The sequence below is a fragment of the Paenibacillus tyrphae genome (assembly GCF_000722545.1).
GTDB lineage: Bacteria > Bacillota > Bacilli > Paenibacillales > NBRC-103111 > Paenibacillus_G > Paenibacillus_G tyrfis.
The window spans coordinates 85,029-111,444 of the sequence record NZ_JNVM01000010.1 but is presented as its reverse complement, the minus strand read 5'-3'; the positions used below and the strand labels follow the sequence as shown (position 1 = coordinate 111,444).

General features: G+C 51.9%; 31 protein-coding genes. 12 read left to right on the top strand and 19 right to left on the bottom strand.

Going from position 1 to position 26,416, the window contains the following annotated elements:
* Positions 1-447 precede the first annotated feature (447 nt).
* The 6 genes from ET33_RS12750 to ET33_RS12725 all read left to right on the top strand — a co-directional run bounded on the left by ET33_RS12750 (position 448) and on the right by ET33_RS12725 (position 4,426).
* Positions 448-924 (top strand): MarR family winged helix-turn-helix transcriptional regulator, encoded by a 477-nt coding sequence (locus tag ET33_RS12750; RefSeq protein WP_036681487.1) that lies wholly within the window; start codon positions 448-450, stop codon positions 922-924.
* Positions 925-993: 69 nt separating this feature from the next.
* Positions 994-2,208: an ArsA family ATPase gene (locus ET33_RS12745; RefSeq protein ID WP_036681485.1), complete on the top strand. Its 1,215-nt coding sequence runs from the start codon at positions 994-996 to the stop codon at positions 2,206-2,208.
* Complete coding sequence (locus tag ET33_RS12740; RefSeq protein ID WP_036681482.1) at positions 2,195-2,431, top strand: hypothetical protein; 237 nt, start codon at positions 2,195-2,197, stop codon at positions 2,429-2,431. The genes ET33_RS12745 and ET33_RS12740 overlap by 14 nt, the downstream gene beginning before the upstream one ends.
* A 38-nt stretch (positions 2,432-2,469) precedes the next feature.
* Positions 2,470-3,060 carry a hypothetical protein gene (locus ET33_RS36375; protein ID WP_051775307.1) on the top strand — a complete coding sequence of 197 codons (591 nt, stop codon included), beginning with the start codon at positions 2,470-2,472 and terminating at the stop codon, positions 3,058-3,060.
* A complete protein-coding gene (locus ET33_RS12730; RefSeq protein ID WP_036681479.1) occupies positions 3,044-3,400 on the top strand; it encodes a DUF6463 family protein in 357 nt (118 codons plus the stop codon). The genes ET33_RS36375 and ET33_RS12730 overlap by 17 nt, the downstream gene beginning before the upstream one ends.
* A gap of 303 nt (positions 3,401-3,703) precedes the next feature.
* Complete coding sequence (locus ET33_RS12725) at positions 3,704-4,426, top strand: hypothetical protein (RefSeq protein ID WP_036681474.1); 723 nt, start codon at positions 3,704-3,706, stop codon at positions 4,424-4,426.
* A 93-nt stretch (positions 4,427-4,519) separates the two neighbouring features.
* Here the strand turns inward: ET33_RS12725 and ET33_RS36370 are convergent, their stop codons facing one another.
* Together ET33_RS36370 and blaI are read right to left on the bottom strand one after the other, a co-directional pair.
* Complete coding sequence (locus ET33_RS36370) at positions 4,520-6,613, bottom strand: M56 family metallopeptidase (protein WP_051775306.1); 2,094 nt, start codon at positions 6,611-6,613, stop codon at positions 4,520-4,522.
* A gap of 51 nt (positions 6,614-6,664) precedes the next feature.
* Positions 6,665-7,039, bottom strand: coding sequence for a penicillinase repressor BlaI (gene blaI / locus ET33_RS12715; protein ID WP_036681470.1), 375 nt, complete (start codon positions 7,037-7,039; stop codon positions 6,665-6,667).
* Between the two features lie 355 nt (positions 7,040-7,394).
* Between blaI and ET33_RS12710 the strand changes: the two genes are divergently transcribed.
* The 6 genes from ET33_RS12710 to ET33_RS12690 are packed head-to-tail and all read left to right on the top strand — an operon-like array spanning position 7,395 to position 9,860.
* Positions 7,395-8,015 carry a sigma-70 family RNA polymerase sigma factor gene (locus ET33_RS12710; RefSeq protein WP_036681467.1) on the top strand — a complete coding sequence of 207 codons (621 nt, stop codon included), beginning with the start codon at positions 7,395-7,397 and terminating at the stop codon, positions 8,013-8,015.
* Positions 8,002-8,172, top strand: coding sequence for a YvrJ family protein (locus tag ET33_RS37425; RefSeq protein WP_081890309.1), 171 nt, complete (start codon positions 8,002-8,004; stop codon positions 8,170-8,172). The genes ET33_RS12710 and ET33_RS37425 overlap by 14 nt, the downstream gene beginning before the upstream one ends.
* A complete protein-coding gene (locus ET33_RS12705; RefSeq protein WP_051775305.1) occupies positions 8,169-8,453 on the top strand; it encodes a helix-turn-helix domain-containing protein in 285 nt (94 codons plus the stop codon). Before ET33_RS37425 ends, ET33_RS12705 begins: the two co-directional genes overlap by 4 nt.
* A 33-nt stretch (positions 8,454-8,486) precedes the next feature.
* A complete protein-coding gene (locus ET33_RS12700; RefSeq protein WP_036681464.1) occupies positions 8,487-8,912 on the top strand; it encodes a peroxiredoxin family protein in 426 nt (141 codons plus the stop codon).
* Complete coding sequence (locus ET33_RS40590; RefSeq protein ID WP_036681462.1) at positions 8,887-9,408, top strand: MauE/DoxX family redox-associated membrane protein; 522 nt, start codon at positions 8,887-8,889, stop codon at positions 9,406-9,408. The genes ET33_RS12700 and ET33_RS40590 overlap by 26 nt, the downstream gene beginning before the upstream one ends.
* Positions 9,387-9,860 carry a hypothetical protein gene (locus ET33_RS12690; RefSeq protein ID WP_036681457.1) on the top strand — a complete coding sequence of 158 codons (474 nt, stop codon included), beginning with the start codon at positions 9,387-9,389 and terminating at the stop codon, positions 9,858-9,860. Before ET33_RS40590 ends, ET33_RS12690 begins: the two co-directional genes overlap by 22 nt.
* Positions 9,861-9,927: 67 nt before the next feature.
* On the opposite strand, the gene cyoD is transcribed toward ET33_RS12690, so the two are convergent.
* The 17 genes from cyoD to ET33_RS12605 all read right to left on the bottom strand — a co-directional run bounded on the left by cyoD (position 9,928) and on the right by ET33_RS12605 (position 26,411).
* Positions 9,928-10,260: a cytochrome o ubiquinol oxidase subunit IV gene (gene cyoD, locus ET33_RS12685; RefSeq protein ID WP_036681454.1), complete on the bottom strand. Its 333-nt coding sequence runs from the start codon at positions 10,258-10,260 to the stop codon at positions 9,928-9,930.
* 1 nt (position 10,261) lies between these two features.
* A complete protein-coding gene (gene cyoC, locus ET33_RS12680) occupies positions 10,262-10,873 on the bottom strand; it encodes a cytochrome o ubiquinol oxidase subunit III (RefSeq protein ID WP_036681451.1) in 612 nt (203 codons plus the stop codon).
* Complete coding sequence (locus ET33_RS12675) at positions 10,873-12,846, bottom strand: cbb3-type cytochrome c oxidase subunit I (protein ID WP_036681448.1); 1,974 nt, start codon at positions 12,844-12,846, stop codon at positions 10,873-10,875. The genes cyoC and ET33_RS12675 overlap by 1 nt, the downstream gene beginning before the upstream one ends.
* Before the next feature lie 42 nt (positions 12,847-12,888).
* Positions 12,889-13,908 carry a ubiquinol oxidase subunit II gene (cyoA, locus tag ET33_RS12670; protein ID WP_036681445.1) on the bottom strand — a complete coding sequence of 340 codons (1,020 nt, stop codon included), beginning with the start codon at positions 13,906-13,908 and terminating at the stop codon, positions 12,889-12,891.
* A 258-nt stretch (positions 13,909-14,166) separates the two neighbouring features.
* Positions 14,167-14,433, bottom strand: a complete 267-nt coding sequence (locus ET33_RS12665; RefSeq protein ID WP_036681443.1) for a hypothetical protein — start codon at positions 14,431-14,433, stop codon at positions 14,167-14,169.
* A gap of 237 nt (positions 14,434-14,670) precedes the next feature.
* A complete protein-coding gene (locus ET33_RS12660) occupies positions 14,671-15,192 on the bottom strand; it encodes a GyrI-like domain-containing protein (RefSeq protein WP_036681442.1) in 522 nt (173 codons plus the stop codon).
* 115 nt (positions 15,193-15,307) lie between these two features.
* Complete coding sequence (locus ET33_RS12655; RefSeq protein WP_051775304.1) at positions 15,308-16,327, bottom strand: Gfo/Idh/MocA family protein; 1,020 nt, start codon at positions 16,325-16,327, stop codon at positions 15,308-15,310.
* Positions 16,324-18,087, bottom strand: coding sequence for a CRTAC1 family protein (locus ET33_RS12650; RefSeq protein WP_051775303.1), 1,764 nt, complete (start codon positions 18,085-18,087; stop codon positions 16,324-16,326). Before ET33_RS12650 ends, ET33_RS12655 begins: the two co-directional genes overlap by 4 nt.
* A 19-nt stretch (positions 18,088-18,106) precedes the next feature.
* Positions 18,107-19,060 carry a DUF1702 family protein gene (locus ET33_RS12645; RefSeq protein WP_051775302.1) on the bottom strand — a complete coding sequence of 318 codons (954 nt, stop codon included), beginning with the start codon at positions 19,058-19,060 and terminating at the stop codon, positions 18,107-18,109.
* Between the two features lies 1 nt (position 19,061).
* The gene (locus ET33_RS12640; protein WP_036681439.1) at positions 19,062-19,325 is read right to left on the bottom strand and encodes an acyl carrier protein; all 264 of its coding nucleotides are present in this window, start codon (positions 19,323-19,325) and stop codon (positions 19,062-19,064) included.
* Between the two features lie 18 nt (positions 19,326-19,343).
* Positions 19,344-20,090 carry an SDR family oxidoreductase gene (locus ET33_RS12635; RefSeq protein WP_036681436.1) on the bottom strand — a complete coding sequence of 249 codons (747 nt, stop codon included), beginning with the start codon at positions 20,088-20,090 and terminating at the stop codon, positions 19,344-19,346.
* On the bottom strand, positions 20,087-21,427 hold the full coding sequence (locus tag ET33_RS12630) for a beta-ketoacyl synthase N-terminal-like domain-containing protein (RefSeq protein ID WP_081890307.1): 1,341 nt from the start codon (positions 21,425-21,427) through the stop codon (positions 20,087-20,089). Before ET33_RS12630 ends, ET33_RS12635 begins: the two co-directional genes overlap by 4 nt.
* Complete coding sequence (locus tag ET33_RS12625; protein ID WP_051775301.1) at positions 21,424-22,260, bottom strand: beta-ketoacyl synthase N-terminal-like domain-containing protein; 837 nt, start codon at positions 22,258-22,260, stop codon at positions 21,424-21,426. Before ET33_RS12625 ends, ET33_RS12630 begins: the two co-directional genes overlap by 4 nt.
* Positions 22,257-23,462 carry a beta-ketoacyl-[acyl-carrier-protein] synthase family protein gene (locus ET33_RS12620; protein WP_036681433.1) on the bottom strand — a complete coding sequence of 402 codons (1,206 nt, stop codon included), beginning with the start codon at positions 23,460-23,462 and terminating at the stop codon, positions 22,257-22,259. Before ET33_RS12620 ends, ET33_RS12625 begins: the two co-directional genes overlap by 4 nt.
* A 19-nt stretch (positions 23,463-23,481) precedes the next feature.
* Positions 23,482-24,423 (bottom strand): tetratricopeptide repeat protein, encoded by a 942-nt coding sequence (locus ET33_RS12615; protein ID WP_051775300.1) that lies wholly within the window; start codon positions 24,421-24,423, stop codon positions 23,482-23,484.
* The gene (locus ET33_RS12610; protein WP_051775299.1) at positions 24,420-25,112 is read right to left on the bottom strand and encodes a helix-turn-helix domain-containing protein; all 693 of its coding nucleotides are present in this window, start codon (positions 25,110-25,112) and stop codon (positions 24,420-24,422) included. The genes ET33_RS12615 and ET33_RS12610 overlap by 4 nt, the downstream gene beginning before the upstream one ends.
* 219 nt (positions 25,113-25,331) lie before the next feature.
* Complete coding sequence (locus tag ET33_RS12605) at positions 25,332-26,411, bottom strand: class I SAM-dependent methyltransferase (protein WP_036682500.1); 1,080 nt, start codon at positions 26,409-26,411, stop codon at positions 25,332-25,334.
* Between the last annotated feature and the right edge of the window lie 5 nt (positions 26,412-26,416).

Sequence of the window (26,416 nt, the reverse complement as noted above, 5' to 3'; positions counted from 1 at the left end):
CGAATCGCCGGATGGCGGCAAGAAGCGACATCTATTTAGGAAAAATGTAACAAAACTTTACTTTTGTGAGCCTATATTACCATCCTACCCCTTCGATTAGCAATGTGTTTTTTTTGAATGATCCTGGCGTTCGACAGCGCGGCACCTGTGCAAGCAACCGCTATGTGGCTTAGCGATTGAGTTGAAGACGGGCTCCCCGTCATTTTCTTCCACCACCTATTTCTCTAAGTTTTTCTACTTCCAAGGTTTCTCAACACTCTGACGCCCCGAAATACGGGGCGCCATTTCTTTTTTTCCTGCCGAACCGCTGCGCTCCCCCCGCTTCATTTTCACCAAAAGTAAAGCTCCCTCTTGTAATTAGTACGAAATCGTAGTAAAATGAAACCGTAAATTAATTCCATATCGTAATAAACGAATATCGCAGTACATTGGAGGATACAGTCGTTGATGGAGCAGATGCTGGAGCTATTTTTCAAACACGGTCTGCGGCCCATGAGCTTGATGGCGGAGGCGGCCGAGCTGGAGCAAACGCTGAACCGCTCCGAAATTTCCGCGCTCATGTTCCTCGAATATCGCGGCGAGCTGACCATGTCGGAGCTGGCAGCGGAACTGGGAGCGCCGCTCAGCACGGTGACGAGCCTGACGAAACGTCTGGTCCGCAAAGGTCTTGCCGAGCGCAATCAATCCGATAAAGATCAGCGCATCATTCTGGTCAGGCTTTCTGACGAAGGCCGCAAGCTGGCAGGCCAGGCAAAAGCCATGATGGAAAACATGTTTGCCCGCGTGCAGGCAGCTCTCTCCCCAGAGGAGCTGCAACAATTTCTGACGCTCGCGGTCAAAGTAGGCAAAGCGCTGCAGCACAAAGAAGATAAAGACAGCGCACCGTCCGATCGCACCGTCCGGAAAATCCGGATAGACGATTAAACTTAGTTGAACCGTAGCCCCTATTTTTTTAACTAAATACTACGAAATCGTACTAAATGGAGGGATACGATGAGAATCATTCTGTATACCGGCAAAGGCGGCGTCGGCAAAACGAGCGTCGCTGCGGCAACGGGCGTCACGCTTGCGGCACAAGGGCTTCGAACGCTTGTGATGAGTACGGATGCGGCGCATAGTTTATCCGATTCGTTCGATCAACCGCTTGGAAGCGGCCCTGTTCCCGTTGCCGATTGTTTATGGGGGCAAGAAGTCGATAGCTTGCGCGAAACGGAAAGGCATTGGGGCGCGGTCCAAGGCTGGTTGGCCGGCTTGATGAACTGGGCCGATCTTAGCGATGTGACGACCGAGGAAATGCTTGTGTTCCCCGGTATGGAAGAGCTGTTCAGCCTGCTGGAAATCAAGCGCCATGCAGCCAGCGGCGACTATGACGTCATCGTCGTCGATTGCGCACCGACCGGAGAGACGCTCCGGCTGCTCAGCTACCCGAACGTGCTGGGCTGGTGGATGGACAAAATTTTCCCATACGAGCGCCGGTTAATAAAGCTGGTGCGTCCCGTCGCCAAAATCGTCACAGGCGGCCTGGAGCTGCCCGACGATAACGTCATGAACAGCATCGAGTCGCTCGCCCGCGAGCTGGAGCTGCTGCAAAGCCTGATTCTCGATTCGGAGACGACCTCTATCCGTATGGTGCTTAACCCGGAGAAGATGGTGATCTCCGAGGCTCGAAGGGCGTTCACCTATTTGAACTTGTTCGGCTTCAATACCGATGCGGTGGTTGTAAACCGCGTCTTACCGGAGGAGGCCGGAACCGGCTATTGGGCCGGATGGCGGGCGGCTCACGACAAATATGAAGAAGAAATTCGCGACTGTTTCAGCCCGCTGCCAATCTTTCGCATCCCGCTGATGAAATCCGAAGTACACGGCCTGCCGCTGCTCGCTCAAATGGGCGAAGCCGCTTTCGGCAGCAGAGATGTCTCGGAAGTGCTCCACTCGGGTAAGGTACAGGACATCCGCAAGGAGGACGACGCTTACTTTCTGGATCTGACACTGCCTTTTGTAGACAAAAGCGACTTGTCGCTCAGCCAGAAAGGCGACGAGCTGACCGTCCAAGCGGGCCCTTACAAACGCAAAGTGGTGCTGCCGCGCATCCTGCTCGGCCGTCCGATTGCCGGCGCCCGGTTTACGGAGCAGAAGCTGTCGATCCGCTTCGGCGAAAAAGAGCTGCCGGAAGAACCCAAAAAGGAGGAGAACGATGAGAGCCGATAAGGTAACAAGATTGCTGAACAGCTTGTCGGAGGTACAAGAAACGTTGGTTGCCGAATTCATTCCCGCCGGGGCACGCAGCCATTTTCTCACTTCCCGCGGAGAAGCCCTGCTCGGTCTTCGCAGCTTGCTCGATGCCGCAATCGACCGGACGAAGGAGCCGTCGGGGACAGCCGGTAAAAAAACACCGAGCCTATCCCGTGGTTCGATCGACATTTCCGATTGATCGGCTTCCCAGCATGTCCAATACAAGGAGGAATCCCCATGCTGCTCGACCGTTATTTGCCGATCTACCATTACCACGAAAAGCATTCGATCGACGTCCGCGCGCCGAGGGATGCGGTCTATCGTGCAATTCGCGAAGTAAAATATGGGGATATTCCCGTGCTGCGCCTGCTGTTCGGTATTCGGATGCTTCCGGCCTGGCTGGCCGGCAAAGTGAAAACGGGGGCTTCGGACGGCGACGAACCGTTTATAAAACGAGTGATTCGCCACGGATTTATGCTGCTGGAAGAAGCCGAAGGGCAGGAACTCGTGGTCGGCGTAGTCGGCCCATTCTGGAGACCCATCCGCAACGAGCCGCTCCGCTTGGATTCGGCACAGGCTTTTATCGATTATGACTCCCCGCGTCATGCGAAGGCGGTCATGAATTTTCAAGTGCGGGAGCAGTCGAACGGAACGATGACGGTGTTCACCGAGACGCGGATTCAAACGGAGGACAGGGCGGCGCGGCTGAAATTCGGGCTGTACTGGCTGCTGATCTCCCCCGGCAGCGCCTTGATCCGGCGCGCTCTGCTCAGAGCGATTAAAACCAATGCGGAAAAGGAGCGAGTTGTTTATGGCAGCCAAACTTAAATCTTATTCGGGCATGATGCTTGCTTGGACGGCAGTACTGCATACGGTAGTCGGTATTATCATTTATTGGCAGCCGCTCGCAGATATCGGACGGAGCGGATTATTTAACAGCATTGGTCCTCATTACGACCGGGGTTCGGCCTTCTGGTTCCTGCTATTCGGCGCCCTGCTGTTTATGCTGGCCGGACTGATCCGCTGGCTAACCCAGGTCAAAAGAATGGAAATCCCGAAATTTATCGGCGTCTACATGCTTGTGCTTTGTCTCGTCGGCGTCTTTTTCACGCCGGTGTCGGGCTTCTGGCTCGTCATTCCCCAGGCGCTTATCATCATGCGGGATTGAGCAGGATACATAGCATACGGTTTAATAAAAAGAGAGCCGTGCGCCAGCACGACTCCCACACAATAGCCGCTTTTAAGGGCGGTAGCTAAGCAGAATAAAAACTGATCATGAATCGACCGCTACCTTTGCTTTGCCGAGGGCGGTCTATTTCTTTTTGTGCTGCAAGAAATATTGATTCTCGTAAAATTATGGTTGTTTTTATAAGGCTCAAATTCACTGTTATATAGTGTGGCTTTGATAACTCAGTAGAGAGTCGTCTGAATTCTATCGAAGCCAACATTATATTAAAGGAGTCGATTAAGAATGACCAAGATCCGCAATCATGAAGAAGATGTCCGCTTGTTGAAGGTACCGGAAAGTGGTAACGCAGATAGAAAGGACGACACACTAGAGAATATCGGTATGTTAGCAGGATGCTTAAATAACCAAACCGGCTTTGTCAACGGTGTCGTTACGTATAACGGTAATTCTTATACCATTGCAAATCTTGCAAAATGGGTAGCGTATCAAACCTATAAAAGCCCCTTCTATGGAATTTTGCCCCCAGCGTTTATTCTTGTTCACTGGGCAATCGAAATGGGATGGAGCGTATCCGAATTTCAATCTCGGTGGAATCCCGGTAACCAAAGAGCACTTTGCGGATTTAGCGGAACATCAAACGGTACTCCGACAGGTACTAGCTTTAGCGGGCCTAATAATGGAGTAAGATCATATGCAAAACTTCTTATTGAAGGCTATCCGCATCTACAATATGCATATTCTGATGGTGGGTTTGATAATCCTGGCTTAAGTGCAGCTGCTTCAGCATTGTACAATGGCTATTATTCGAACTATGGCGGATCGTCTACCAATTATTGTTCTTCCCAAAGCTACACGCTGAAGGATTCTAATGGCGGTCGCCCTTGGACTGTATCCGTTGGATATGAGGGGTTCTATAATACCATTGTGAATCGCGATTGCATCTATGCATACAGAGATCGAGTATTCGATGATCCGGGTCTGCCGGGCATGACAAATCTTTATTAATAAGATACGTACACATACGTGATTTAACGATCAAACAAATCAGCCCTTGTTCTCATTTTAGAGACAAGGGCTGTTATTTTATATTATTAACAATCAATTCTTATTTAAAACTAAGTCCTTTTGCATCGCAATAGCTATCACGATACCTTTCTCCAGTTCAAAAACTATTTGATAGGTCCCATCAGTTGAATTTTGAACCAAGCCAGTAAAACCATTGGAGTTGAAATAACTGTCGGGGTAGGCCTTCTTGACCTCCTCCTCCTTGCTACCTATATGAATCCCTCTGGAAGTACTTCCCTTGAAAGGACTCGTTACTCGGATAGCCCATACCGGATCAACGTCAACAAAAAAACCATGTTTTTCATAAATCCATTCAGGGGCACCATTCCCATGTACAATTGTTTTCTTACTGGGATTACCATATCGTTCAACGATACTTTCACCCGAATCACCGATCTTGATATCGCCAATCGCCATATCAGCGTAGCTAAGCGGTTTCTTATGATACGGTCCAGGATTAACATTTTGGCTGGTAAGCTCGATTTTTTGTATTTTACCTGATTGAAGCTCAAACCTTAACGTTGGATAGTACTTGTTAGAAGATTCGAGCCCTTTCTTTTCGCCATTTACCCATACCGTTCTTTTTCCGTCACTCTCTGATGTCCCATTAATATGGCTATAAAGATTCTTAATATGCTGAAGCGTGTCCCCCACTCCAATTCCTTGATCCGTCTTCAAGTTAGAACTTCCGGTAATAAGTACGCGGCTAACTCCTCGTGAAGGAAAGTCGGGTGAATCTTTATAGAAATACAAGGTTGCTTCATGTTTTGAAAAATGCCAAATATCTTCCCCTGTATTGGAGTCCGATTCGACCTTATCAGGCCCTCCTAATAATCCAAAAATAGCTTGCTTCGTATCTCCCAGACGTACATTGCCAATTGCAACTTTTTCTATGGTTAATGAACCGGGAACTTCGCTTTCACCATTATTCACCAAATGTATTTCACTATCATCCGGTTGTTTCTGTACAGCCGGTTTTGGAGGATCCGCTTCGTGCGAATTATTTTTCTCGTTTAAAGAATCAGCGTTCGTTAGAACACAGCCGCTCAAGAGAATTGCCAGTAAAATACCAGAAAGCGACCAACGATAATTTTTCCGGTTAAAATCTTTGATCATCAATATTCTTCTTTTTAACTGAGCTTTGGTAGAAGAAAAATGTGCAATACTTGTCGATCGATATACCGGGGAGTACGTCTCCATTAATCTCAAAATCGTATGGCCGTATTCAACAACTTTTGATTGATGCACATGAGTTAAAGCCAAGCCGTCACAAGCTAGTTCCTGATCCTCACGCATACGGTAATAAGCGTACCATAAAACCGGGTTAAACCAATGGATTATCAAAGAGCAGAAGAACACAGTATTAAATGCAATATCTTTTCTTCGGTAATGAGCTATTTCATGAAGGAATACATACTCAAGCTCATCATGTCGCAATGTTTCTAAAGTTCTTTTTGGGAGAAGCAATTTTGCTCGGATAAAACCGTATAAGGTTGGGCCTGCCACCACATCTGTCGCAATAAGAGGAATATCAGATTTAACACCGATAATCAACTTGCACCGGTTTAAAATCTCCAGAAGCAATGGTTCGGATATTTTCGAGCCGACGACTTTTCGCCTAAATAATCTGTTCATTTTGATGATATAGAAAAATAAAAGGGTTACACCTATAATCCAGATGATCGTGGCATAATTCCAGATCGATGGACTCCATGTACTGCTTTCTATCCTAGATGGTATTTGTACGGTTTCATGGGGAGTTTGATTACCCTGCATCTGACTGTCCAAGGGTTCTGTCGATTTTATGGTTTCGTCATGGTTCAAGTTCATTGAATTATGTTGTAGAACAACGGAGGGCGGCTCATGGTTACTTGGTAACGAAATATAAGTTAGGTTGACAGAAAGCAAATTAAAGATGCTAAACGAACTTTCAGGACCGAAAGGTAATATAAGTCTTAAAAGTAATAAAATCCATAAGAAATAATGAACATTAAGGCTTAAATGTTTTTTGAAAACCCATTTGATAATAAGAATAAATATGACTAATAAACTTGCCATAATCGAAGTGGTTACTATCCATTGAAACACTGTCGTCAGCCGCGTCACGCTTGTTTCAAGCACATTCATCCTTTCCTTTCCTTTATTTATAAGCGATATGAACCACATTATTCATCGTTATTACGCTTTCTCGTCGAGAATGCTCCGTAGTTCTTTAATATCTTCAGGAGATAATGATCGTTCCTGTAAAAACTGAACAATCATTGGCTTCAAGGCCCCTCCATAAATTCGCTTGATGAATGATTGAGCTTCAGCACGGCGACATTCGTCCTCCTCAAAAAGTGGGTAAAATGTGTATACTTTTCCCTCTTGGTTAATCCCTGCTGCTTTTTTTTGAACCAGTCGATTTAATAAAGTTCGAATAGTTTTGGGTTTCCAATCCGTTTTAGGTTGCAAAACTTCTATAACTTCATTAGCTGTGGAAGATGAATTTCCCCAAAGCACCTTCATTACTTCCCATTCGGCATCAGAAATTTTAGGAATCTTTTTTGACATTAGGCTCCTCCTAAAAAATTGGATCACAAACGTAATCTAAATTAGATATTACATATGTAATCAATTTTTGTCAACCACAAATTGGTTGTTACAAACAAAAAATACAAAAAAACTTAAATAGAAATAATATAGCTATTCAATAAATTTTTACTTTATTTTATATTTTTTAAAAATTTTTCAATAAAAAATATAACTTATTAATGTAACAATCGTATATATATTACATTCATCTCTTGCTGATGCCGAATTTTTATAATTACATCCTCTTTTGAAAAAATTTTCTAATTGGGTTGTTTTTTATTTAATTTGAAACATTGTTATAATTAGGAATTTTTCCAGAGAGGAGGGCTAGACTATGCTTTCAGTCAGCTCATTTGAAATAAAGGCAAAAGTGGAATCAAAAAGTATACCTATCCCCTTTGCACACTCCACTGATTATATTGTCAGACGTTTCTTTTCATACCCTGATAACCATTTTCTTCTTTTTTCTTATGTAGAATGTCCATCACTGAAGACTTGGGAACCCTTAGAAGAAGCGTTCAATATGTTTCATTTTGAAGTCCGATTTACTAAATACTTAAGCTCGACAATTAAGTATGCTTTCATTGATTTTCATAGAAAGAAGCGGAAGAGGGATGAGTGGAACGTATTTATTTTTGATATGGAACTATATGAAGAAACTGGTCGCACATTCGGAGAAAGTTACTCGGATAATAAGGAAGAGAGCAAAATAAGTTCAGACCCCTCCGTGTTACTCGATTCAATAAGCAACGAATGTGTCTACAAAGCTTTTTCCAAACTTACACAAAAGCAAAAAATAATACTTACACTTACCTACTCTATGTGTTTTCTTGATAGAGATATTGCTGTTATCTTATCAATTTCTCCTCAAGCCGTGTCTAAAGCTAGAAGCTCAGCGATAGTTACTCTCAAAAAAAGATTGACAAGGGAGGTACTTTGTAATGAACAATTCTGATTGGTCCACGTTTTTAATCAACGCTATCAGTAATTTTGGTTTCCCTATTGTTATTACCGGATATCTACTTCTTCGATTTGAGAAGAAAATTGAAAACCTAAACGATTCTATCCAAAATCTAGCACAAGTCATCAGAGAGGGGGGAAGGAATAAATGAAAGAGACGGAATGCACTCTTTTTAAGTTAGTTAAGAAAGCACAAGGCGGTGATCAATCTGCTTTATGGACAATAATTAAGAGATTCTATCCCGCAATTAAAAAGCTTCGAAGGAAAACTAATATTCAAGATCAAGATGATTTAGAACAAGAAATTATTGAGAAAATGATTCGAGCGATTCTAACATTCGATCTGAATACACCGGTAGATCAGACGAATCTTAGGAAGAGTATTCAATATTTTAGGAACAAAGATCCAGGATCAAATAATAAATACCCTTAGCAATAAAAAAAGTGTCTTGGGAGGTAAAATTCGATGCACTATAACTTAAACGAATTTAGAAGCAACCAACCATACCCATTAAATCTACTTGGACTTCCTACTGAAGCTCAACAATACCGTATTGTTTGTGCAGTATCATTAAACTGCGGTCATTGTCTGCAACTGCTCCCTCAATTCAAACCATTAGGAAGTAACTTCAATTTTGAATTTGTTCTCGTTACGGATGGAACAGAGGAAGAAAACAAGAGTATCAAGGAACAATTAGGGTTCAGTTTTCACATGATATCCTTTGCACATCAAAATTTTTCGGATATAGGAATAAGTTTTACACCTCAGGCATACCTCATTGACCTTCAAGGAAATGTAGTTCAAAACAAAGAAATCAGACAAGTCGATGATTTAAAAAATTTTTGGCTAAAGGGAAGTGAGATGATTGACGACGTTGGTTCTATTTCTTGATATTCTTATAGCGAGTATCTTCTTTTTTTCTTTTTATTCAAAAGTATCTCAGTTAACGGAATTCAAAGCAGAAATATTCTCCTACAAAATTATACCTGTTTATTTTGTTGGTTTGGCAGCAATGATAGTTTTGTTTTTAGAACTCTATATTTTCTTGGCTTACACATTCAGTTATCCTTCCATGACCAAGGAGCTAATTGTCCTAACAACCCTATCCTTATTCAGCGTTTTAATGTGGTTCAAAAATAGAAAATCCAGTTCAATTGTATGTGGATGTTTTGGGAAAGTAAGAATGTTAAATAAATTTCCCTTTCGTCGTAACTTCCTTCTTTTAGGGGTAATAACCATAAAATGCTTCTTGCCTCATATTTACTTCGATTTCACTAGACATCTGGAAATCGGGATTAGTATCGTCATTCTGGTTATCTTATGTGATATTTCCTTATTCTTAGGGAAGAAAAAGAGGGATATTAAATGGGGACAATTGGAGTTATAACCTATTTGATAGTTGTTCTCTTCATACTCTGCTACATTAAACTTTGTATAGAAAAAACGAAGCGTTTAGCCTATCGTACAGTTTTAAAAGGCCTATTCGACAGTGATGAATTTATGTGGGTTGACGAAAAAGTACCGTTTATCATTATTTTTCTGAATTATGATTCTTCTAACTACGGAGAGATTGATGCATTAATTTCAAAAGGAGGAGAGAAATTTATAATCGTATTGCAAGCGCCGGAATGGCTATTCACTCTTAAGGGACAAATATGGAGGCAGCATACATTAATTGATGCAAAAAAACTAGGCCAATCTCTAAACATCGAGGGTATTTTTAGTCGTTCTAGAAGAGGAAAAATTCAATATTTTAGTAAACCATACGATTTTCTTGAATACCATAACTCCAGATTGAATTTTCTTTCAAAGCTAGACAAGTTCTTTTCGAAAAAATAAGTCTCAGTTCATCACCTTCAGAACCCAATTTTTATATTAAAAAGGGGCGATTTCTCGCCCCCCTACCTTAATGCGCTACCGCATTGTAAGTCATAATCCAGATCGAGCCTGCTACGATCGTCAAAAGAATGATCATGCCGAGCAGCAGCGCCATCATGTTCCAGCGGGCATTCTCGCCTTCGCGCAAGTGCATGAAGAAGACGAGCTGCACGACGAACTGAAGGATCGCCATCACAAGAATCACGACCAGCGTCGCGGTCTTGCTCAGCATGCTGTTCATTACGATGGTAATCGGAATGATCGTCAAGATGATCGAAAGCACGAACCCGATCGTATAAGACTTCAGCGAGCCATGGGAGCCGTGCTGGTCATGCGAAGAAGCTCCATGCGAATTCCCCATCTTACATCACCCCCATCAAGTAGACGACCGTGAGGACGAAAATCCAGACGACGTCAAGAAAGTGCCAGTACAAGCTGAGATTTTCCACTTTGCGCTTGGTGACGGGAGTAATGCCGCGTTTGCGGAGCTGAAGCATGAGCCCGATCATCCAAACCAAGCCGAGCGAAACGTGCATGCCGTGTGTCCCTACCAAAGTAAAGAAGGAGGACAGAAAAGCGCTGGTGGAAATCGTCGCGCCCTCGTGCACCATATGCACGAACTCCGTCACTTCCAGCGCGATGAACGCCGCGCCGAGCAGCGCCGTAACCGCAAGCCAGCCGATCAGCTGCTGCTTGTTGCCGCGATGCATCGCAAGCACCGCGATCCCGCTCGTAAAGCTGCTTGTCAGCAGGATGAACGTTTCGGCGATAATGCCGGGCATTTGAAACAATTCCTCGGGCGTAGGTCCCGCATTCGTATTGCCCCGAAGAACGATATAGGTGGCAAACAACGTGCCGAATAAAATAACGTCCGTAATCAGAAAGAGCCAAAAGCCGAACGTCTTCAGCGACTCTTGATCGTGATGATCGTGGTCGTGAGCGTCGTGTCCGTGTTTTGCCGCTGTATGTGCCATTAAGCTTTTGCCCCCCTTGCCAGTTGCTCTGTCCGCTTCACTTCATCGACCGGAATGTAATAGTCGGTATCGTACGAGAACGAACGCGCCACCATGCAGATCGCGATGCCGACCAGCGCCGGAATCGTCAGCCACATCCAGTTCCATACGAATCCAAATCCGGCGAAGAACCAAAGTGCGGACTTGATGAACGGAATCGCCGAGTTTTTCGGCATATGAATCGGCTCCAGCTTCGCATCCGGAATCGGAGCAAGCGGCTTCTCGCCTCTCTGCTTCCGCTCCCACCAGTCGTCCGTTTCCTGCACGGTCGGTGTGATGGCGAAGTTGTACATCGGTGCCGGCGAAGGAATCGTCCATTCGAGCGTGCGGCCGTCCCAGGCGTCGCCTGTCGTGTCTTTTTCATGATTTTTGATGCTGTAAGCAATCTGCCATACTTGGAAAATGAACGCAATCCCCATCAGGAAGCCGCCGATCGTCGAAACGAAGTTGAGCGGTCCCCAACCCATGTCAAAACTGTACGTATACGTACGGCGCGTCATGCCGTCCAGTCCGAGGAAATATTGCGGCATGAAGCACACGTAGAAGCCGATGTTCCAGAACCAAAACGCCCATTTGCCGAGACGCTCGTTCAGCTTGAAGCCGAACATTTTCGGCCACCAGTAGTAAAGACCTGCAAAGTATCCGAATACGACGCCGCCGATGAGCACTTGGTGAAAGTGCGCAATCAGGAAGTAGCTGTTGTGAAATTGGAAGTCAGCCGGTGCAACCGACAACAGCACCCCAGTCATCCCGCCGATGACGAAACACGGAATGAACGCGACTGCCCACATCATCGGCGTAGTGAAACGAATCCGGCCGCGGAACATCGTAAACAGCCAGTTGAACACCTTGACCCCTGTCGGTATCGCGATCAGCATGGTCGTTATCGCGAAGAACGCATTGACATCCGCACCGGAGCCCATGGTGAAGAAGTGGTGGACCCACGTAAAGAACGAAAGTACGCTGATCCCGATCATGGCGAATACCATCGAAGGGTAACCGAACAGCTTTTTCCTGGAGAAGGTTGCAACCACCTCGGAGAAAATACCGAACGCCGGCACGACGACGATATATACTTCGGGGTGACCCCACATCCAGATCAAGTTGATATACATCATCGGGTTGCCGCCGCCGTCGAGCGTGAAGAAATGCGCGCCGACAAAGCGGTCAAGGAACAGCAGGAATAACGTAACGGTCAAAATCGGGAACGCGAAAATGATCATGATACAGCTGGACAGTACCGACCAGGAAAACATCGGCATTTTCATCAGCTTCATGCCGGGCGCGCGCATTTTGAGAATCGTAACGATAAAGTTGATCCCCGTCGCCAAGCTCCCGATCCCCGAGATCTGAATACCCCAGATGTAGAAGTTTTGACCGACGCCCGGGCTGTGGGACAGCTCGGACAGCGGAGGATATGCCAGCCAGCCCGCATCCGGCGAGCCGCCGATAACGAACGAAATGTTGAACAGCATGGCTCCGAAGAAGAACATCCAGAAGCTGAGCGAGTTCAGAAACGGAAACGCGACGTCGCGCGCGCCGATTTGCAGCGGAACGACGACATTGAACAAACCGAACATAAGCGGCATCGCCATGAACAGAATCATGACAACGCCGTGCGTCGTGAAGATGGCGTTATAGTGATCCGCCTGCAAAAATTCGACGCCGGGCATCGCCAACTGCAGCCGCATGAGCAGTGCATCGACGCCGCCGCGGAACAGCATCAGAATGGAGCAAATAATATACATGATGCCGATCCGCTTATGGTCGACGGACGTCAGCCATTCGCGCCACAGCCAGCCCCATTTTTTGAAAAACGTAAGCACGAAGACGATGGCTACCATCGCAAGCCCGATGCTTACCTGTGCCCCGAGAATTATCGGATCCCCGGTGACGAAAAACTCCGATGCGAATTGCTTAATGGTATCCAGCATGAGTGGGCCTCTTTTCTTTTAAAAATAAATCAAGCGTTGCGTTTATTTTCCGGAGGCGCTGTGAACCGCTCCATGAACCCCGTGGGCTTCACCTGCGGTTACGTCTTCCATCTTGTTGCTGCTGACTGCAGCGCCCTGCTTCCCGCCAGATTCGTTTCCGCTGCCGCCGGATGTCGCTCCGTGAGCGCCATGAGCGCCGTGCGAGCCTCCGACCGCATATTTCGTAACGATGTTGTAGAACAGGTTATCCGGAAACGCCGAGAAAAACTGCTCGCCGGAGCGTCCCGGTTTGGCTAACGCGTCATACCCGGCTTGCGTCAACGGACTTGCCGACTTTTTGACCCCTGCGGCCCACTTGTCGAACTCTTCCCGCGACGTCGCGTGAACGTCGAATTTCATATCGTTAAAATGCTCCCCGCTGAAGTTCGCGGCGGTGCCGAAATATTTGCCTGCCTCGTCCGCTTGCAGATACAAGGTCATCGCCATTCCGGACATCGTGTACATTTGTCCGCCAAGCTGCGGGATCCAGAACGAGTTCATCGGAGCGTCCGACGTCAATTCGAACTTAATCGGCACGCCCTTTGGAATTTGCAAATAGTTCACCGTTGCAATTCCCTGCTCCGGATAAGTAAACAGCCATTTCCAATCGAGCGAAGTCGCTTGAACGACAATCGGCTTCTGGTCCGATTGAATCGGCTTGGAAGGCTCCAGCGCATACGTATATTTTACCGTCACGCCGCCAAGAATAAGGATGATCACGATCGGAATCCCCCACCAGATCATCTCCAGCTTGGTGCTGTGCGCCCAATTCGGCTTGTAGGCCGCCTTGTTTCCTTTCGAGTCGCGATAGCGCCATACGATGACCGCCGTCATGATCAGCACGGGCACCAATACGATAAGGCAAAGCACGGTCGAGATCACGATCAGGTCTCGCTGGTCTTGGGCAATCGGCCCTTTCGGGTCGAATACCATCATTTCTTGTCCGCAGCCGGTTAGCAGCGCCATCATCAGGATGAACAGCAGCGCTAACGAAATTCGGCCGATCTTTACCGGTTTTCTCATGTCGATCCTCTCCCAAGCTCTCCGAAATGCTATGATTGTTCTGACTGTGAGCCAGATCACTCTATAGAACCACCATAACAGATTACGACAAAATGTTCGCGGCAGTTAACAAATACGTCAATGTTTCGTCATTTTTCTGCAAAAAAATTTTCACGAAGCTGACAAATATTTTGCACTTGTTAAAATATGACACCCCAAATAACACCAAAAACCCCTCCGGGAGATCCCGAAGGGGCTAAAATTTGTGTGTTATGTCACTTATTTACTTTCGTCTTCCGCTTTAGCTCTGGAATGAACGAGATGGATGGCCGTACGGATGACATAAATATGAACGCTGCCGACCATGAACCCGACCCCGACCATGAGGGACGTGTTGCGATCGCTGAAGTCATGCAGGTTAAATAAACTAAGCAGCAATCCGATCCCAAGCAGCACCCATGCTGTTGCCGTCATCAAAGCTACCAATCTGCCAACATTGCGCTCGTTTCCGGTTCCTTCGGCCAAAACTGCCGTTTTCGTCGTCATAGCGATCACCCCTAAACCATTGTAAGTGCTTTCTCTTCCAATAGTATACCACACTTTTACGATTTTGTTCATATAAAATTCAATTTTTGATCAAATTTCAGACAAATTTTTTTTTGAAAGCCGGCTCCGAATCTGCCAGCAGCGATCCGATGGGAATATCCTTTGCCGGACATAAAAAATCGCCCTCCCGGCCAAGAAGGCAAGCTGGAGGGCGATTGCTTTTCCCTGCAATCCGAATCACTTTTTAACGACTGCCATGCTGATGTCGTAATTGAACGTCTCGATCTGATCATGCGGAATTTCGAACGGATTGGCCGGGGTTAGCGGATACGTTTCGATCCAATAGACGCCGTCCGAACGGTCCAGCTCGTACCCATTCTCTTTGATCCAGTTCATGAGATCAAAATAAACCGTGTTCAGCTCTTTCCATCCGCCGCGGAAATGAGTGGTTACATACTCCCGTTCCGGCACTTGGAACAGTTCTATCGGTTGCGCCAGAGTGGCGTGCGACTCGACCTGTACCCCGATTTTTACTTCGAAGCTGCTGATGTCGCTCCCCATAATGCGCTGCGGAGAGAAGACGTAAGCCACATCGCCTTGCAGCCGCATCGGATGTCCCTTCGGAATCAGACTGTCTACCTGCCTCCAAGACTTCCTCACTTCCTTGCCCATTTCGGCGTAATTCGCCACAACCGGGTGTACGGCTGCGGTAAAAGCGGGAATGCGGCCGATGGTTGCTTTCAAATCCGTGCTTTTCATAATTGGTTTCCTCCTTGAATCGTGAATTAATAGGCTTTCACATGAAGTAACGAATCGCAGAAGGAAAACCATACAAGCTGGAGAAAAAAATTTTTCGCAGCTTCGGCGACACCCGTCACGGGCCCGGCAAAGCCCGGAACAGCGCCTCCATCGTACGGAGCGCTTCCCGGCCGCTGACGGCAGGGGCGCTGCGTGTCCGAATGCTGCGGATGAAATCGTCGGCCACGCCGGAGCACAAGTACCCGTCGCGACGCAGGGAAAGCGCCACGGTTTCCTGTTCCGTCTTCCCGCTGCCGTAGTCGGCGAGGGTGATGCCGTCGAAGGTCTCGCCCATGACCAGCATCCCCCGCTCCCCGTAGATCACGGTCCGATGATCCTGCAGCGGGTTGCTCCAGCCGACTTGAATCGTGCCGATGGCGCCGCCGGAAAAACACAACGCCAGCGCCGCATTGTCTTCGATGCCCGCGATAGGGCGCCGATGAGCGGAATAGAGAGTCAATTCGGCGATTTCGTCGTCCAACAGCCACCGCATCAGATCAAGCCGATGGACGCCAAGATCGCCGATAACGCCAAATCCGGCGCTGCCGCCCTGCAGAAACCAACTCGCGGCTCCGTCTACGCTCCATGTCTCCGGACCGCCGTGCTGGAACTGCGTAGCAAACTGGATGACCGCGCCGATCCGCCCGCAAGCGATCAGTTCCTTGGCCCGTCGGAACACCGGGTGCAGCCTTTGATTATGGCCGACGGCCAAGACGAGCCCATATTGCTCCGCCGTCTCGACCATGCGGATGCAATCGTCACGGACAATGGCCATGGGCTTCTCAACCAGCACATGCTTGCCGGAACGCAGCGCCTGCAGGCTAATCTCGGCATGCAGCGCATTCGGCGCACACACGACGACCGCGTCGATATCGCTTGATGCGAGGAGGGATTCGTGCGAATCGTATGCCTGGTGGACACCGAACGACTCGGCGACCGTCTTCGCGCGGTCCCCGTCGGGGTCGCACACGGCGGCCAGCTGCGCGTCGGGGTTATCGAGCAGCTCCGGGAGATGGCGCGTCTGCGCGATTTTGCCGCAGCCGATGACGCCGACGCGCACCGACGCATGCTCTACATTCAGACTCCGCTCCTTCATTTCGCACCTGCCGCCGGGACCGGACCATCCGGTTCCGTCACTTTCAGAATCTGATTGGCTTTCACCTGCGTCAGCTCCTGCAATCGGCCGCTCGGCCAGCGGATCGTGATCTTATCCGCTTGCGCCGCATCCCCAAGCCCAAAGTGCAGACGCGGCTCGCTCTGGGCCCCGTGCGAATTGCCGCCGTCCCGCTCCATGACCGTCTTCACGCCTTTGACCTCGAACGTTACGCGCGCTCCGACGGCTTCCCGGTTGCTTGGCGCCGTCCCCGTCAGCTCAAGCTTGATCCAATTGTGGTTTGTCGTATTGGTCGTCTTATACACTTTGGGCTGGGCGCCTTGATTCGCGAACACGAGATCCAGCACTCCGCGGTTCCACAAGTCGACGGCCGCGACGCCCCGGCTATCGGAATCGAACGTAATTCCCGTTTCCTGAGCAATGTCTTTGAACGTTTTTCCGTTATTCCAGAACAGCCGTTTTTTCTCATAACCGGACAAGCTCTTGTCGCCGAAGGCGGGCCAGTTTTTCATATCCTCGACAATCGTGCCAGGGGTTGTGGCCAACGTGCCGAGGTCAAACCAGTAATCCCGTTCTTTGCCCGCCGAGATGAACCCGTTCGTGACCATTAAGCTGAAATTGCCGCTGTTATCCGCGTCGAAAAACCGCGCCCCCCACGAGAACCCCGCCAGATTGATCCCCATTTCCTCCGCGCGGTCGACGTATTGGCCTTGGGCATTAGGATGCCAAAGCTGATTGCCTTCCAAAATATACCTCGATTTGCTCACATTCGTGACATAAATCGCCAGATTGCCATCGTGAAACACGTCGGCAAAGTCCGCATTCATTCCCTTGTACGTGTCGTCTCCGATGCCCCTCGGCTGTATGACGCGTTTAAACCGTTTGCCCTCCTCGTTCAAGTAGAGTACATCCGGTCCAAAGTCGTTGGCGTTGTACAGGTCGGGCCAGCCGTCGTTGTTCAAGTCTCCTGCCGCCGTCGCCAGAGTCCAGCCCCGGTCCTCCACTCCGAGCTCGTCGGCTACATCGGTGAACGTGCCGTCCCCGTTGTTGCGAAGCATCACGTTTTTGCCGCCGTTTCGCGCCTTCTCGAAATCGTTGTGCATTATTTTCGTCGTCGTGAGATGGAACAGATTGTTTTTTTCGTGAAAATAGCCTCCTAAATAGATGTCCAAAAAACCGTCGCGATTATAATCCAGCGAGATGGCTTTGGCGTAGTTTCCAATATATTTGCTGACGCCGCTCTTCTCGGATACGTCCGTAAACGTGCCGTCCCCGTTATTATGGAACAGTTGGCTCGGTCCGCCCCACTTGCCGATGAAAAGGCTCGGATGCCCGCTGTTGTCGTAATCGATCCACAGCGCTGTCTCGGAGACGGCTTCCCGGTTCACGTCCGCAAGCCCCAGCTTGGGCGCTACATCGGTAAACGTGCCATCCCCGTTATTATGGTAAAGAGCGTTCATGCTGTTCGCCTTGGAGCTGATGAAGTACAGATCCATAAGACCGTCTCCGTCGTAATCGCCGACGGCCACGCCCGCGCCTGTCGATTGCAGCCAAGGCATGATGTTGTCCCCTTTGGAATCGAACTGCGCCTTCTCATGCTTAAATTTAATGCCCGCTTGCTCCGTGACGTCCGTATAGGAGATGCCGTATTCGGTGCTGCGGCCCCCCGTTCCGGCAGAGCAGCCGGCCATTAGAACAAGACCCGCACTTAAAATGCTCACTACCCGGATTATCGATTTCATCGCATGGTCTCTCCCCTTGTTAACTTTCGTTTGCCAGACGCCGACGGACGCCATCCAGCCAGTCGGTATAAAAACGAACGCCCGCCCCGCCGTCCAGCAGCTCCTGTCTGACCTGGTGCACCGACCGGACATATCCGTGAATCGTATCCGCTGCCTCGGACGAAATGCCTTCCAGCTTCGCCGCAAATCCCGGGGTCTGCAGCCTTCTGGCCTCCCAGCCGAACGCAAGCCCCTGGCGAAAGGCGGGACGCAGCTCCTCAGGCATCGGGCGGCGCAGCTCTAGCGCCCGGAGCGGATCGTCGAACAGGCTATAAGCGACGGCCAGCCCGACTCCGCTCATCGTGTCGCCGCGACGCTCGGGCGGCAGACGCTGCACGTCTTGCAGCGCCCGCTGCAGGTTGAATTCGTGCAGAAACCACAGACATCGGCCGAGCCCTTGATAGCAAACCCGCTGCCCGAGCGGACCAAATTCCGCAAAGCGCGCGACGATCCCCGGATTCGTCCCGAAGCGGAACAGCCCGATACGGAACCCGACCCCGTCAAACACGATAGGGCCATAGAGCGGGCTTAGATTGCGCAGAAAACGGCGGTAGCCCGTTTGGCGAAAGCCGTAGCACATCGATAGCCACCAGCCGAGCCCCACGTAATATTGGTACAAATAGCCCGGCGCTACCGCGTTCATGGCTTGTTCGAGCCGCATGCGCTCGGAGCGGAGAAACAGCGTCCGGGCTCCAAGCCCCATGCCGAGCCCCTCATACGCGAAGCCCCGGTAAAACTCGTCGAAACGTCCGTCCAATTCCTGCCGAACCTCGTCAGGCTCCAGCCGGCGGCTGTTTAGCACGCTGTTGTAGCCGTACAGGAAGGCGGTCAATATCGATTGAAAACGGTCGACAAAAAACGGATCGACGCTTTGAAGCGGCCGTACTTTTCGCGCGACGGAAGCATAATTTTGCCGGAGCCATTGTACCCGCATCTTAGTCTCCTTTGGCTTCGACAAACCGGACGATGTCCTCCAGTGTGCGAATTTGCGTCAGCTCCTGCTCCTCCAGGCGGGTCCCGAATTCGCGCTCCAAATGCACGGCCAGTTCAAGCGCCGTCAGCGAATCGACCCCAAGCTCGGGCAGCGGCGAAGTTAAGTAAACCTCGTAATCCTGGTCTTCGCCGAGCTCCCCTTCACCGGCAATTTCAAATGCCAGCTCGACCAAGCGTCTCTTCAAAGCTTCCTGATTCCGTTCCATCCCTCGACAGCTCCTTTGTCAATATAATCCCCCGTCCGCCACCAGCACGGAACCGGTCATGTACGAAGCGGAATCCGACAAGAGGAACAGGACCGCCTCGGCGATTTCTTCGGGCCGGCCGAGCCTCCTGAGCGGAATGCCCCGCGTCAGTTTTTTCTTCCTGTCATGCTGCAGATGGCCAAGCATGCCGGTTTCTACATAGCCCGGAGCGATGGCGTTCACCCGTACTCCGAGCGGTCCGGCCTCGCGCGCCAGCGCCTTCGTAAATCCGATGACGCCGGCTTTCGCCGCCGAATAGTTCGTCTGCCCGGCCGTGCCGCTGATGCCGGCAACGGACGCGACGTTAACCATGCTGCCCCGGGAACGGGCCAACGAAGGAATCGCTGCTTTGGCAACCGGGAATAAAGCGGATAAATTCACCTGCAGCACGTCCTGCCAATGCCGTTCCGGCATCGTGTAAAGCGGTCCGTCGAGAACGATGCCCGCGTTATTCACTACGCAATCAATTACCTGCTCGCGGAAAAGGAGGTCTGTCAGCCGTTCCAAGCCGGATGAAGCCGCAAAGTCCGCTTGTACTGCTGTGACGACGTTCGGACCGCCGCATTCCCGCACCAGCGCCTCCGCCGCTTCGGCATGGCGCGAATACGTAAACAAGACGGAGGCGCCTGCTGCAGCCAGCCCCCGGACAATGGCCGCTCCGATGCCTTGCGAGCCCCCGGTGACGACAGCTCGTTTATTGGAAAAATCCCATTGTGCCTGGCTCATTCCTTCCCCCCGTATTCCTCTTTCAGATCTATGGTTTTGAAAACGCAAGCCGCATGAAACCCTCCGTACGCGGGAACTGCTTTGACAGCGGTGCGAATGTCCCGCTTCTCCCAAGCCGCCGCCACAGGGAGCTCGATCTTCGCTCCGGACTCTTCGTAATGAAGCGTCGGCGGGACGAGGCCTTCCTTCATGCAGCGCAGCATTAGCAGCATTTCCAGCATGGCGCTTGCTCCCAGCGTATGGCCGAGATAGCCTTTAAACGCCGTCACGAGCGGCGTTGCCGTCGACAGCTGCGCGAACGACCGGCGAATTTCGGCGGCCTCATACCGGTCCCAAAGCGGGCTCCCGGCTCCGTGCGGCACCAGCAGATCGACCCCGGCCCCGCCCCACCGGGCGACGGCATCGGCAATGACGGATGAGTAAGTATGCCGGCTAACGTCTGGCAGCGTGAGGCTCCAAGTGTCCTGGCCGAAGCTGCCTCCGGCGTATTCGCAAACCGCACCGGCCCCCCTCCGTGCGGCGCGGTCTGCGGACTCCAGCACGAGCGCTCCCGCCCCGTCTCCCAGGATCGAGCCGTCGCGTTTGCGGTCGAACGGGCGAAGCTCGTGTTTTTTGGACAGTGCGCCCTTGTCCTGAAGCCATAAATATTCGGTGACATGCGCATAATCCGAGCAGGCGACGATAACGGCGTCCGCACTGCCGGAGGCGAGCAATTGCCTCCCGAGCTCCAGCGCGTACAATCCGGAAGCGCAGGCGTTGTTCACCGTGTACGTCAATCCGTTCACGCCGAACAGCCGGGCCAGATAAAACAAATAGGGGAACGTTTGAATATGAAAAAACGAGTCCTGAAAGTGCCGGAACGAAGGCAGCGCCTCGTCCGGTCCGGACGGTACGATCCCTCCGCTGCGCAGCAGACGGTCGACCAAGAACACGGTGCCCAAATTTTCGTGACCGATCACAAGCGAGAGGTTCATGCCCTCCCGTCCCGCGGAATCCGGATCAAGCCCGGCGGACCGCAGCGCTTCCCGGATCGTGACAATAAGCAGAGCCAGATCGACGTCGCCGGATAGTCCCCACTCGGCCATCGCCTGCCGCTCGGACTCGGTCAACTGGGCCCGCAGCCCGCCTGCGTCGATGCCATACACCGGATAACGGACGCTTCCGCCGACGCCCGTCTCATATGTTCGCCAAGTGACCGGCGAGCGCTGGTGAAGCACCGCCTCCCATATCCGGTCTTCCCCGAAGCCGGACGAGGCAGCCAGTCCAGTCCCTGTCACTACCGCACGAAAGGGCGGCGTCCGGCGAGCGTCTCCATTCCTTGCCTCCTGCCCGCTCAACGCCAACCACCGTCCGCATGCGGAAGCAGCGTGAGCCGGACATCGTTTCCGGATTCGTCCGACGTTGCGATCACTGCTTCCCCGCAGCCTTCCTGCCTGATCCGGTGCACGGCGGAGACGACGGCAAGCGGTACCTCGGACGCTGCCGTAGCCGCAAGCGGGCACCGATGCTCCTCTGCTTCCGGCGCCGCTTCCGAACGAAGCGCAATTCCCGCTTCGGCATCAGCAGCCGCCGGACCCAAGAGCAAAGCGGCAACCGATTCGCGCTCATACGCGCACGGAAGCGTCCTCTGCCCGAAGGGCGGCGGGGGCAGCAAAAGGACCACGCACACGATGACCCGGTCGGCCAGACCGAGACGGAGCAGATCGGCCGCATACCCGAGCGCCTTCAAGCCGGTGTGCGAGCCGCTGGAGATCGTCACGTTCACCCCGGCGATGCGGAAATAAGAAGAAAGATGCCCGCCGATTACATTCAACACCGTTTCCGGGAACAAAGCCGGATTCGTCCCGTTGACGCCGTATTGCTTCGCTTCCGCATCCATCGCCAGAATCGCCTCCAAATTGGTGTAGTCGGCTCCGATGATGATCGCCGTCCGCACGGGGTCCGGCTCCGGCTGCCCGGATAACGCCTCGTGAACGGCGAGACAGGCCAACTGGGACGATCTGGACCACTTCTTCATCCGCTTCAGCCGGGCGTCTCCGCTATCTGGTACAAGGGCAGCAGAGACGCCCGTTTCGATTACGGACGGCGGGCTGCCCGCAAATGCCGCGCCGAAGCCTGCCTTCGTTATGGCTCCGACGCCGAGAACCTGAACCTGCACATCGTTCGTCATGATGCGGCTCTGCCTCCTTTCGGACCGGCCAATACGATGGACGAATTGATTCCCCCGAAGGCATAGGAATTGGACAAAACGGCCTCTACGGGCTCGGACCGGACACTGCGGTTCAAGCGGACGCTGTCATGCGTGCATAACGGATCGATGTCCTCCGTATGCAGCGTCGGCGGGAACAGGCCCGTTTCGATCGCCTTCACCGCCATCACGGCTTCGATAGCGCTCGCCGCCCCCAGCGTATGGCCGATATGGCCTTTGATCGAATTGACGGTCACCGTCCGGCCGCTGCCGGCAAACACCCCCCCGATCGCTTTCGTTTCCATCTGATCGTTCGCGATCGTGCCTGTGCCGTGGGCGCTCACATGGCTGATATCGCCCGGCGTAAGACCGGACATGGCAAGCGCCTGCCGCATCGCGCGGACCGCTCCTTTGGCGGACGGATCGGGCTGCGTGATATGGTGCGCGTCGCAGCACAATCCGTAGCCGAGCAGCGTCGCCTTGACCTGCGCCCGGCGTTTTTCCGCGTGCTCTCGCGTTTCCAGCACAAGGACGCCGGCGCCTTCGCCAAGAATAAGCCCCTGCCGCTTCCGGTCGAACGGCCGGCACACGTCCGGCGACATCGCCCGCAGGCTGGCGAAGCCGGTAAACGCCACCCAAGAGAGCGAGTCGACTCCGCTCGCGATCATGATGTCCGCCCGTCCCAGCCGCAACTCTTCCATACATCTGGCGATGGCAAAATTGCCGGCCGAGCAGGCGTTCGTGAACGTCCACCGGGGTCCGGACAAACGAAGCAGGCGGCTTAAGTGAACGGCAATCGTATGCGGTCCTCCGGGCGTATCGACCGGGTCCCCGCTCAATGTTTTTTCCAGAGGCTCAATCTCCCCCATCGTCGTTCCGACGCATAGGCCGACCCGGTAAGCGGACAGACCGTCGGGAGTAAGCCCAGCGTCCTGCAGCGCCTCCTCCACGGCCGGCGTTACGATGCCCGTCGTTCTTCCCATCCCGGACACCCGGTCTTGAAAATACGCGGATGGCTGCATCCGCTTGATTTCGCACGCTCGCTTGTGGTTATGGCCACTCACGTCGAACACGCCGACCGTACCGATGCCGCACACGCCTTGAAGCAGACCGCTCCAGAACGTCTCCGTACCGAAGCCGATGGACGTATGCACTCCCATTCCGCTGACGACTACTTCCTTCATTTCCATCCACCTTTGCCGTTTACTTGTTCCAAATGACGCTGAAGTCGGTCATATCGGACGCCGGACGTTGAAACTGCTCCATGCCCCGTTCCTTCGCGACGATTTGCTCCGCCTGCCCGTTACCGGCCTGAACGCGCTGCTTGAGTTCCTCATGCTCCGGAAATTGCTTCAGTCCGTCCTTCCAGACCTGCATGCCTTCTTTCAGGTTGCCTTTCTTGACCAGTGCGTCGCCGAGCGCCGTATAGGCTTTCGGCCACAACACGGGGGAACGGTCGGCGAAGCTGTGCGCCACCGCAACGCAGAACGCTAAATCCTGAATCGATTTGTCGATCCGCTGCAGCCCGACAGGCCAGTACAGGTTATTCACTCCGCGGGCGTAATGAGCCATCCAATCGTACGGATTGTCTTCGAGCACCTTATCCAGCACTTCAATGGACAAGTATGACAATTGTCCGAGCGATGCCGTTCCGATCGTCGGCTCCTGCAGCCGGTCGACGAGCGACATCGCCTTTTGCAGGCGCACCTGCGGCAGGTCCGCCTCCTTCAGCCCATCCATAAATTGAACGAAAGCTTCGCCTTGACCGGCCGCCGCCATTTCGAGCCGGAGCGGCGTGCTGTAGGCTAAATTTCGCGGAACGAGCCTTGCGGCTTCCTGCAAATACCGGATTCGCTCGTCCCGTTTGCCGTCGCCGGCCTTGGACAGCGAAAGAGCGTAGGCGTAAGCCCGGTCGGCCGCTTCTTCGTTCTTGAGCGGCAGGGCGGGCGGCTCCGGCTTCTCCCCGAGCGCTTTCGCATTCCGGTACGACTTCTCTTCCTTGCTGAAATCCAATTGATACGACGTCCATGGAACGTCGGACGACACGGGCGGCAGCTTGTAAGGGCTCGTCCAGGTCATATAAGCCCACAAAGCCGCGAGAATGACGATTATTAGTGCTGCCGTCAAAACGATTGACTTTTTCATCCGAGACTCCCTTCCCTACTTCCCTTTTTTTTCCAATGCATACTTTTAAACCGGGAAGGCGGCATGCCGACCTTTTTTTGAAACATGCGGCCGAAATGCGTCAAATCCCCGTAGCCGACCGCATAGCACACATTGGTCACCGATTCGTCGGTCAGCAGCATTTGCTTGGCCAAATCGATGCGCTCCTGAATAAGAAATTCCCGGAAGGTGATACCGAATTTCTTCTTGAACATTTTCGAAAAATGCCATTTGCACACGTAGTTTTGCTTCGCTACTTCCTCCAAAGAAAGCTCGCTGTTGTCCAGATTGTCTTGGATGTATTGAATCGATTTGTTCCAGTCGATCTCATGCGCGCCGGCAGACGACGGTTGGAGAGGCCGGTTCGAATCCAGCGAGAGCGACGCCAAATAGAACAGAAAAAAACGGATCAGCAGTTTGGCCTGCTTGTCGACGTGCGTAATTAAATATTGCGGAACGCCGGACGGAAGCGCGCCCCCGTCCCCTTCCGGCGGCGGCTCGGTCCGGGAAGTCATCGTAAACAAAGCCCCGCACCCTTCCTGCACGCTGGCGCTTACCTCTTCCCAATGCGTCGCGCATCGAATAGGAATGTATTCCTGCATTTCCTCGATCTCGTGCCCGACAATCGTGCCCGAACCTTTTTCGTGATCGACATCCCATAAAACAATCAATCGATTCCCTCCTGCCCATGGAATAGTTGTGTTGCCGTCCTACCGTTTATGATAGGCGTTTCGTGCGCCGGCAACTCGGCTTTTCTTATCACGGAGTCGGCTTTATTAGGGAAGGAATCGGCTTTTTTCGCCATATGGAAAATCATCCGTTCGGACCGTTGGGCGACGAACGTTTGAAGGGGTAGAGGGCCCGAAAAAAAAGACATCCTCTCGGATGTCTTAAACCCAGCCTTTAATCATCACGCCCCGGACCTGAGCCCCTGCGTTGACTTCCGCCTGCGCCTTACGGAATCCTGCGGCCTGCATCAGCTGCCGCCATTCCTCGGCGGTCCGGAAGCCGAAGCAAGGCGGGGCCTCCGGCGATGGCTGCACGTTGCCGAACCCCGGCAGCAAGGAGAAGACAAACTCCTGATGAAGCCGGCTGGCGTAATCGGCTCTCACGCATTCCGAGACCACAAGACAGCCGCCCTCGGACAGCAGTTCTCGCAGCATGGCCAGCGTATCCCGAACGGACTCGGCACAATGAATGACGTTAACCGCATAGATGAAATCGAACGAACAGGCGGACACGCCTTGAATGCGGTTGATGTCGATTTTACGGGACTGGATCGCAACGCGGGGATAGTCCGCAGCCAACATACCTTTCGCTTTACCGGCCAGGAGGGGGCTGACATCAGACAGCAAGTACGTGTCGATCTCTTGGGAGCGCAGCTGACATTCGGCGAGCAGTGCCCGCGCTGCCGATCCGTATCCCACGCCGACCTCCAGCACTTTGGCTTTCCGGCCATCCGGCATTTCGTCGGCCAGCGATTCGGCGGCCCATTGATTGTGAACCGCATACAAGTCGTGGCCGTTGTTGAAATATCGCTCCCACAGGGAGGAACCCTGCGAACCGAACATCACATGAAGCGGATCGGCTTTGCCTTGAACGATGGCGGGCCACCACGAAATGACGTAGTCGATAAGCCTCATCGACGGTTCGATATTCAAATTTAAGCCTGCCGCCTGGGCCGGACGATACCAAGCCTCCGGACGGACTTCCATATAATTCCCTTGCGCCAAAACGGTCAATGCTTGCTGCTGGACCAGAAAAGCCAGCACCCACCGCACATGCGGACGGTACTGCGGCAAGCAGCCGAGCCGCTGCACGGCTTCCTCTTCCGAAAAGCCGCCGCGAATCGGAACGCCTGCCGTCCTCAGCGCGCGAAGCAGCGAAAATGCCGTATAATCCGAGACGTAATCATAGGCCGCGTGGTATGCTTCGTTGAACAGAGTGGCGCTGCCGTTCGTCGTATTCACCTCGC

Coding starts and splice junctions, on each gene's coding strand:
- ET33_RS12750 (WP_036681487.1), top strand. CDS start 448: ATGGAGCAGATGCTGGAGCTATTTTTCAAACACGGTCTGCGGCCCATG.
- ET33_RS12745 (WP_036681485.1), top strand. CDS start 994: ATGAGAATCATTCTGTATACCGGCAAAGGCGGCGTCGGCAAAACGAGC.
- ET33_RS12740 (WP_036681482.1), top strand. CDS start 2,195: ATGAGAGCCGATAAGGTAACAAGATTGCTGAACAGCTTGTCGGAGGTA.
- ET33_RS36375 (WP_051775307.1), top strand. CDS start 2,470: ATGCTGCTCGACCGTTATTTGCCGATCTACCATTACCACGAAAAGCAT.
- ET33_RS12730 (WP_036681479.1), top strand. CDS start 3,044: ATGGCAGCCAAACTTAAATCTTATTCGGGCATGATGCTTGCTTGGACG.
- ET33_RS12725 (WP_036681474.1), top strand. CDS start 3,704: ATGACCAAGATCCGCAATCATGAAGAAGATGTCCGCTTGTTGAAGGTA.
- ET33_RS36370 (WP_051775306.1), bottom strand. CDS start 6,613: ATGAATGTGCTTGAAACAAGCGTGACGCGGCTGACGACAGTGTTTCAA.
- blaI (WP_036681470.1), bottom strand. CDS start 7,039: ATGTCAAAAAAGATTCCTAAAATTTCTGATGCCGAATGGGAAGTAATG.
- ET33_RS12710 (WP_036681467.1), top strand. CDS start 7,395: ATGCTTTCAGTCAGCTCATTTGAAATAAAGGCAAAAGTGGAATCAAAA.
- ET33_RS37425 (WP_081890309.1), top strand. CDS start 8,002: ATGAACAATTCTGATTGGTCCACGTTTTTAATCAACGCTATCAGTAAT.
- ET33_RS12705 (WP_051775305.1), top strand. CDS start 8,169: ATGAAAGAGACGGAATGCACTCTTTTTAAGTTAGTTAAGAAAGCACAA.
- ET33_RS12700 (WP_036681464.1), top strand. CDS start 8,487: ATGCACTATAACTTAAACGAATTTAGAAGCAACCAACCATACCCATTA.
- ET33_RS12690 (WP_036681457.1), top strand. CDS start 9,387: ATGGGGACAATTGGAGTTATAACCTATTTGATAGTTGTTCTCTTCATA.
- cyoD (WP_036681454.1), bottom strand. CDS start 10,260: ATGGGGAATTCGCATGGAGCTTCTTCGCATGACCAGCACGGCTCCCAT.
- cyoC (WP_036681451.1), bottom strand. CDS start 10,873: ATGGCACATACAGCGGCAAAACACGGACACGACGCTCACGACCACGAT.
- ET33_RS12675 (WP_036681448.1), bottom strand. CDS start 12,846: ATGCTGGATACCATTAAGCAATTCGCATCGGAGTTTTTCGTCACCGGG.
- cyoA (WP_036681445.1), bottom strand. CDS start 13,908: ATGAGAAAACCGGTAAAGATCGGCCGAATTTCGTTAGCGCTGCTGTTC.
- ET33_RS12665 (WP_036681443.1), bottom strand. CDS start 14,433: ATGACGACGAAAACGGCAGTTTTGGCCGAAGGAACCGGAAACGAGCGC.
- ET33_RS12660 (WP_036681442.1), bottom strand. CDS start 15,192: ATGAAAAGCACGGATTTGAAAGCAACCATCGGCCGCATTCCCGCTTTT.
- ET33_RS12655 (WP_051775304.1), bottom strand. CDS start 16,327: ATGAAGGAGCGGAGTCTGAATGTAGAGCATGCGTCGGTGCGCGTCGGC.
- ET33_RS12650 (WP_051775303.1), bottom strand. CDS start 18,087: ATGAAATCGATAATCCGGGTAGTGAGCATTTTAAGTGCGGGTCTTGTT.
- ET33_RS12645 (WP_051775302.1), bottom strand. CDS start 19,060: ATGCGGGTACAATGGCTCCGGCAAAATTATGCTTCCGTCGCGCGAAAA.
- ET33_RS12640 (WP_036681439.1), bottom strand. CDS start 19,325: ATGGAACGGAATCAGGAAGCTTTGAAGAGACGCTTGGTCGAGCTGGCA.
- ET33_RS12635 (WP_036681436.1), bottom strand. CDS start 20,090: ATGAGCCAGGCACAATGGGATTTTTCCAATAAACGAGCTGTCGTCACC.
- ET33_RS12625 (WP_051775301.1), bottom strand. CDS start 22,260: ATGACGAACGATGTGCAGGTTCAGGTTCTCGGCGTCGGAGCCATAACG.
- ET33_RS12620 (WP_036681433.1), bottom strand. CDS start 23,462: ATGAAGGAAGTAGTCGTCAGCGGAATGGGAGTGCATACGTCCATCGGC.
- ET33_RS12615 (WP_051775300.1), bottom strand. CDS start 24,423: ATGAAAAAGTCAATCGTTTTGACGGCAGCACTAATAATCGTCATTCTC.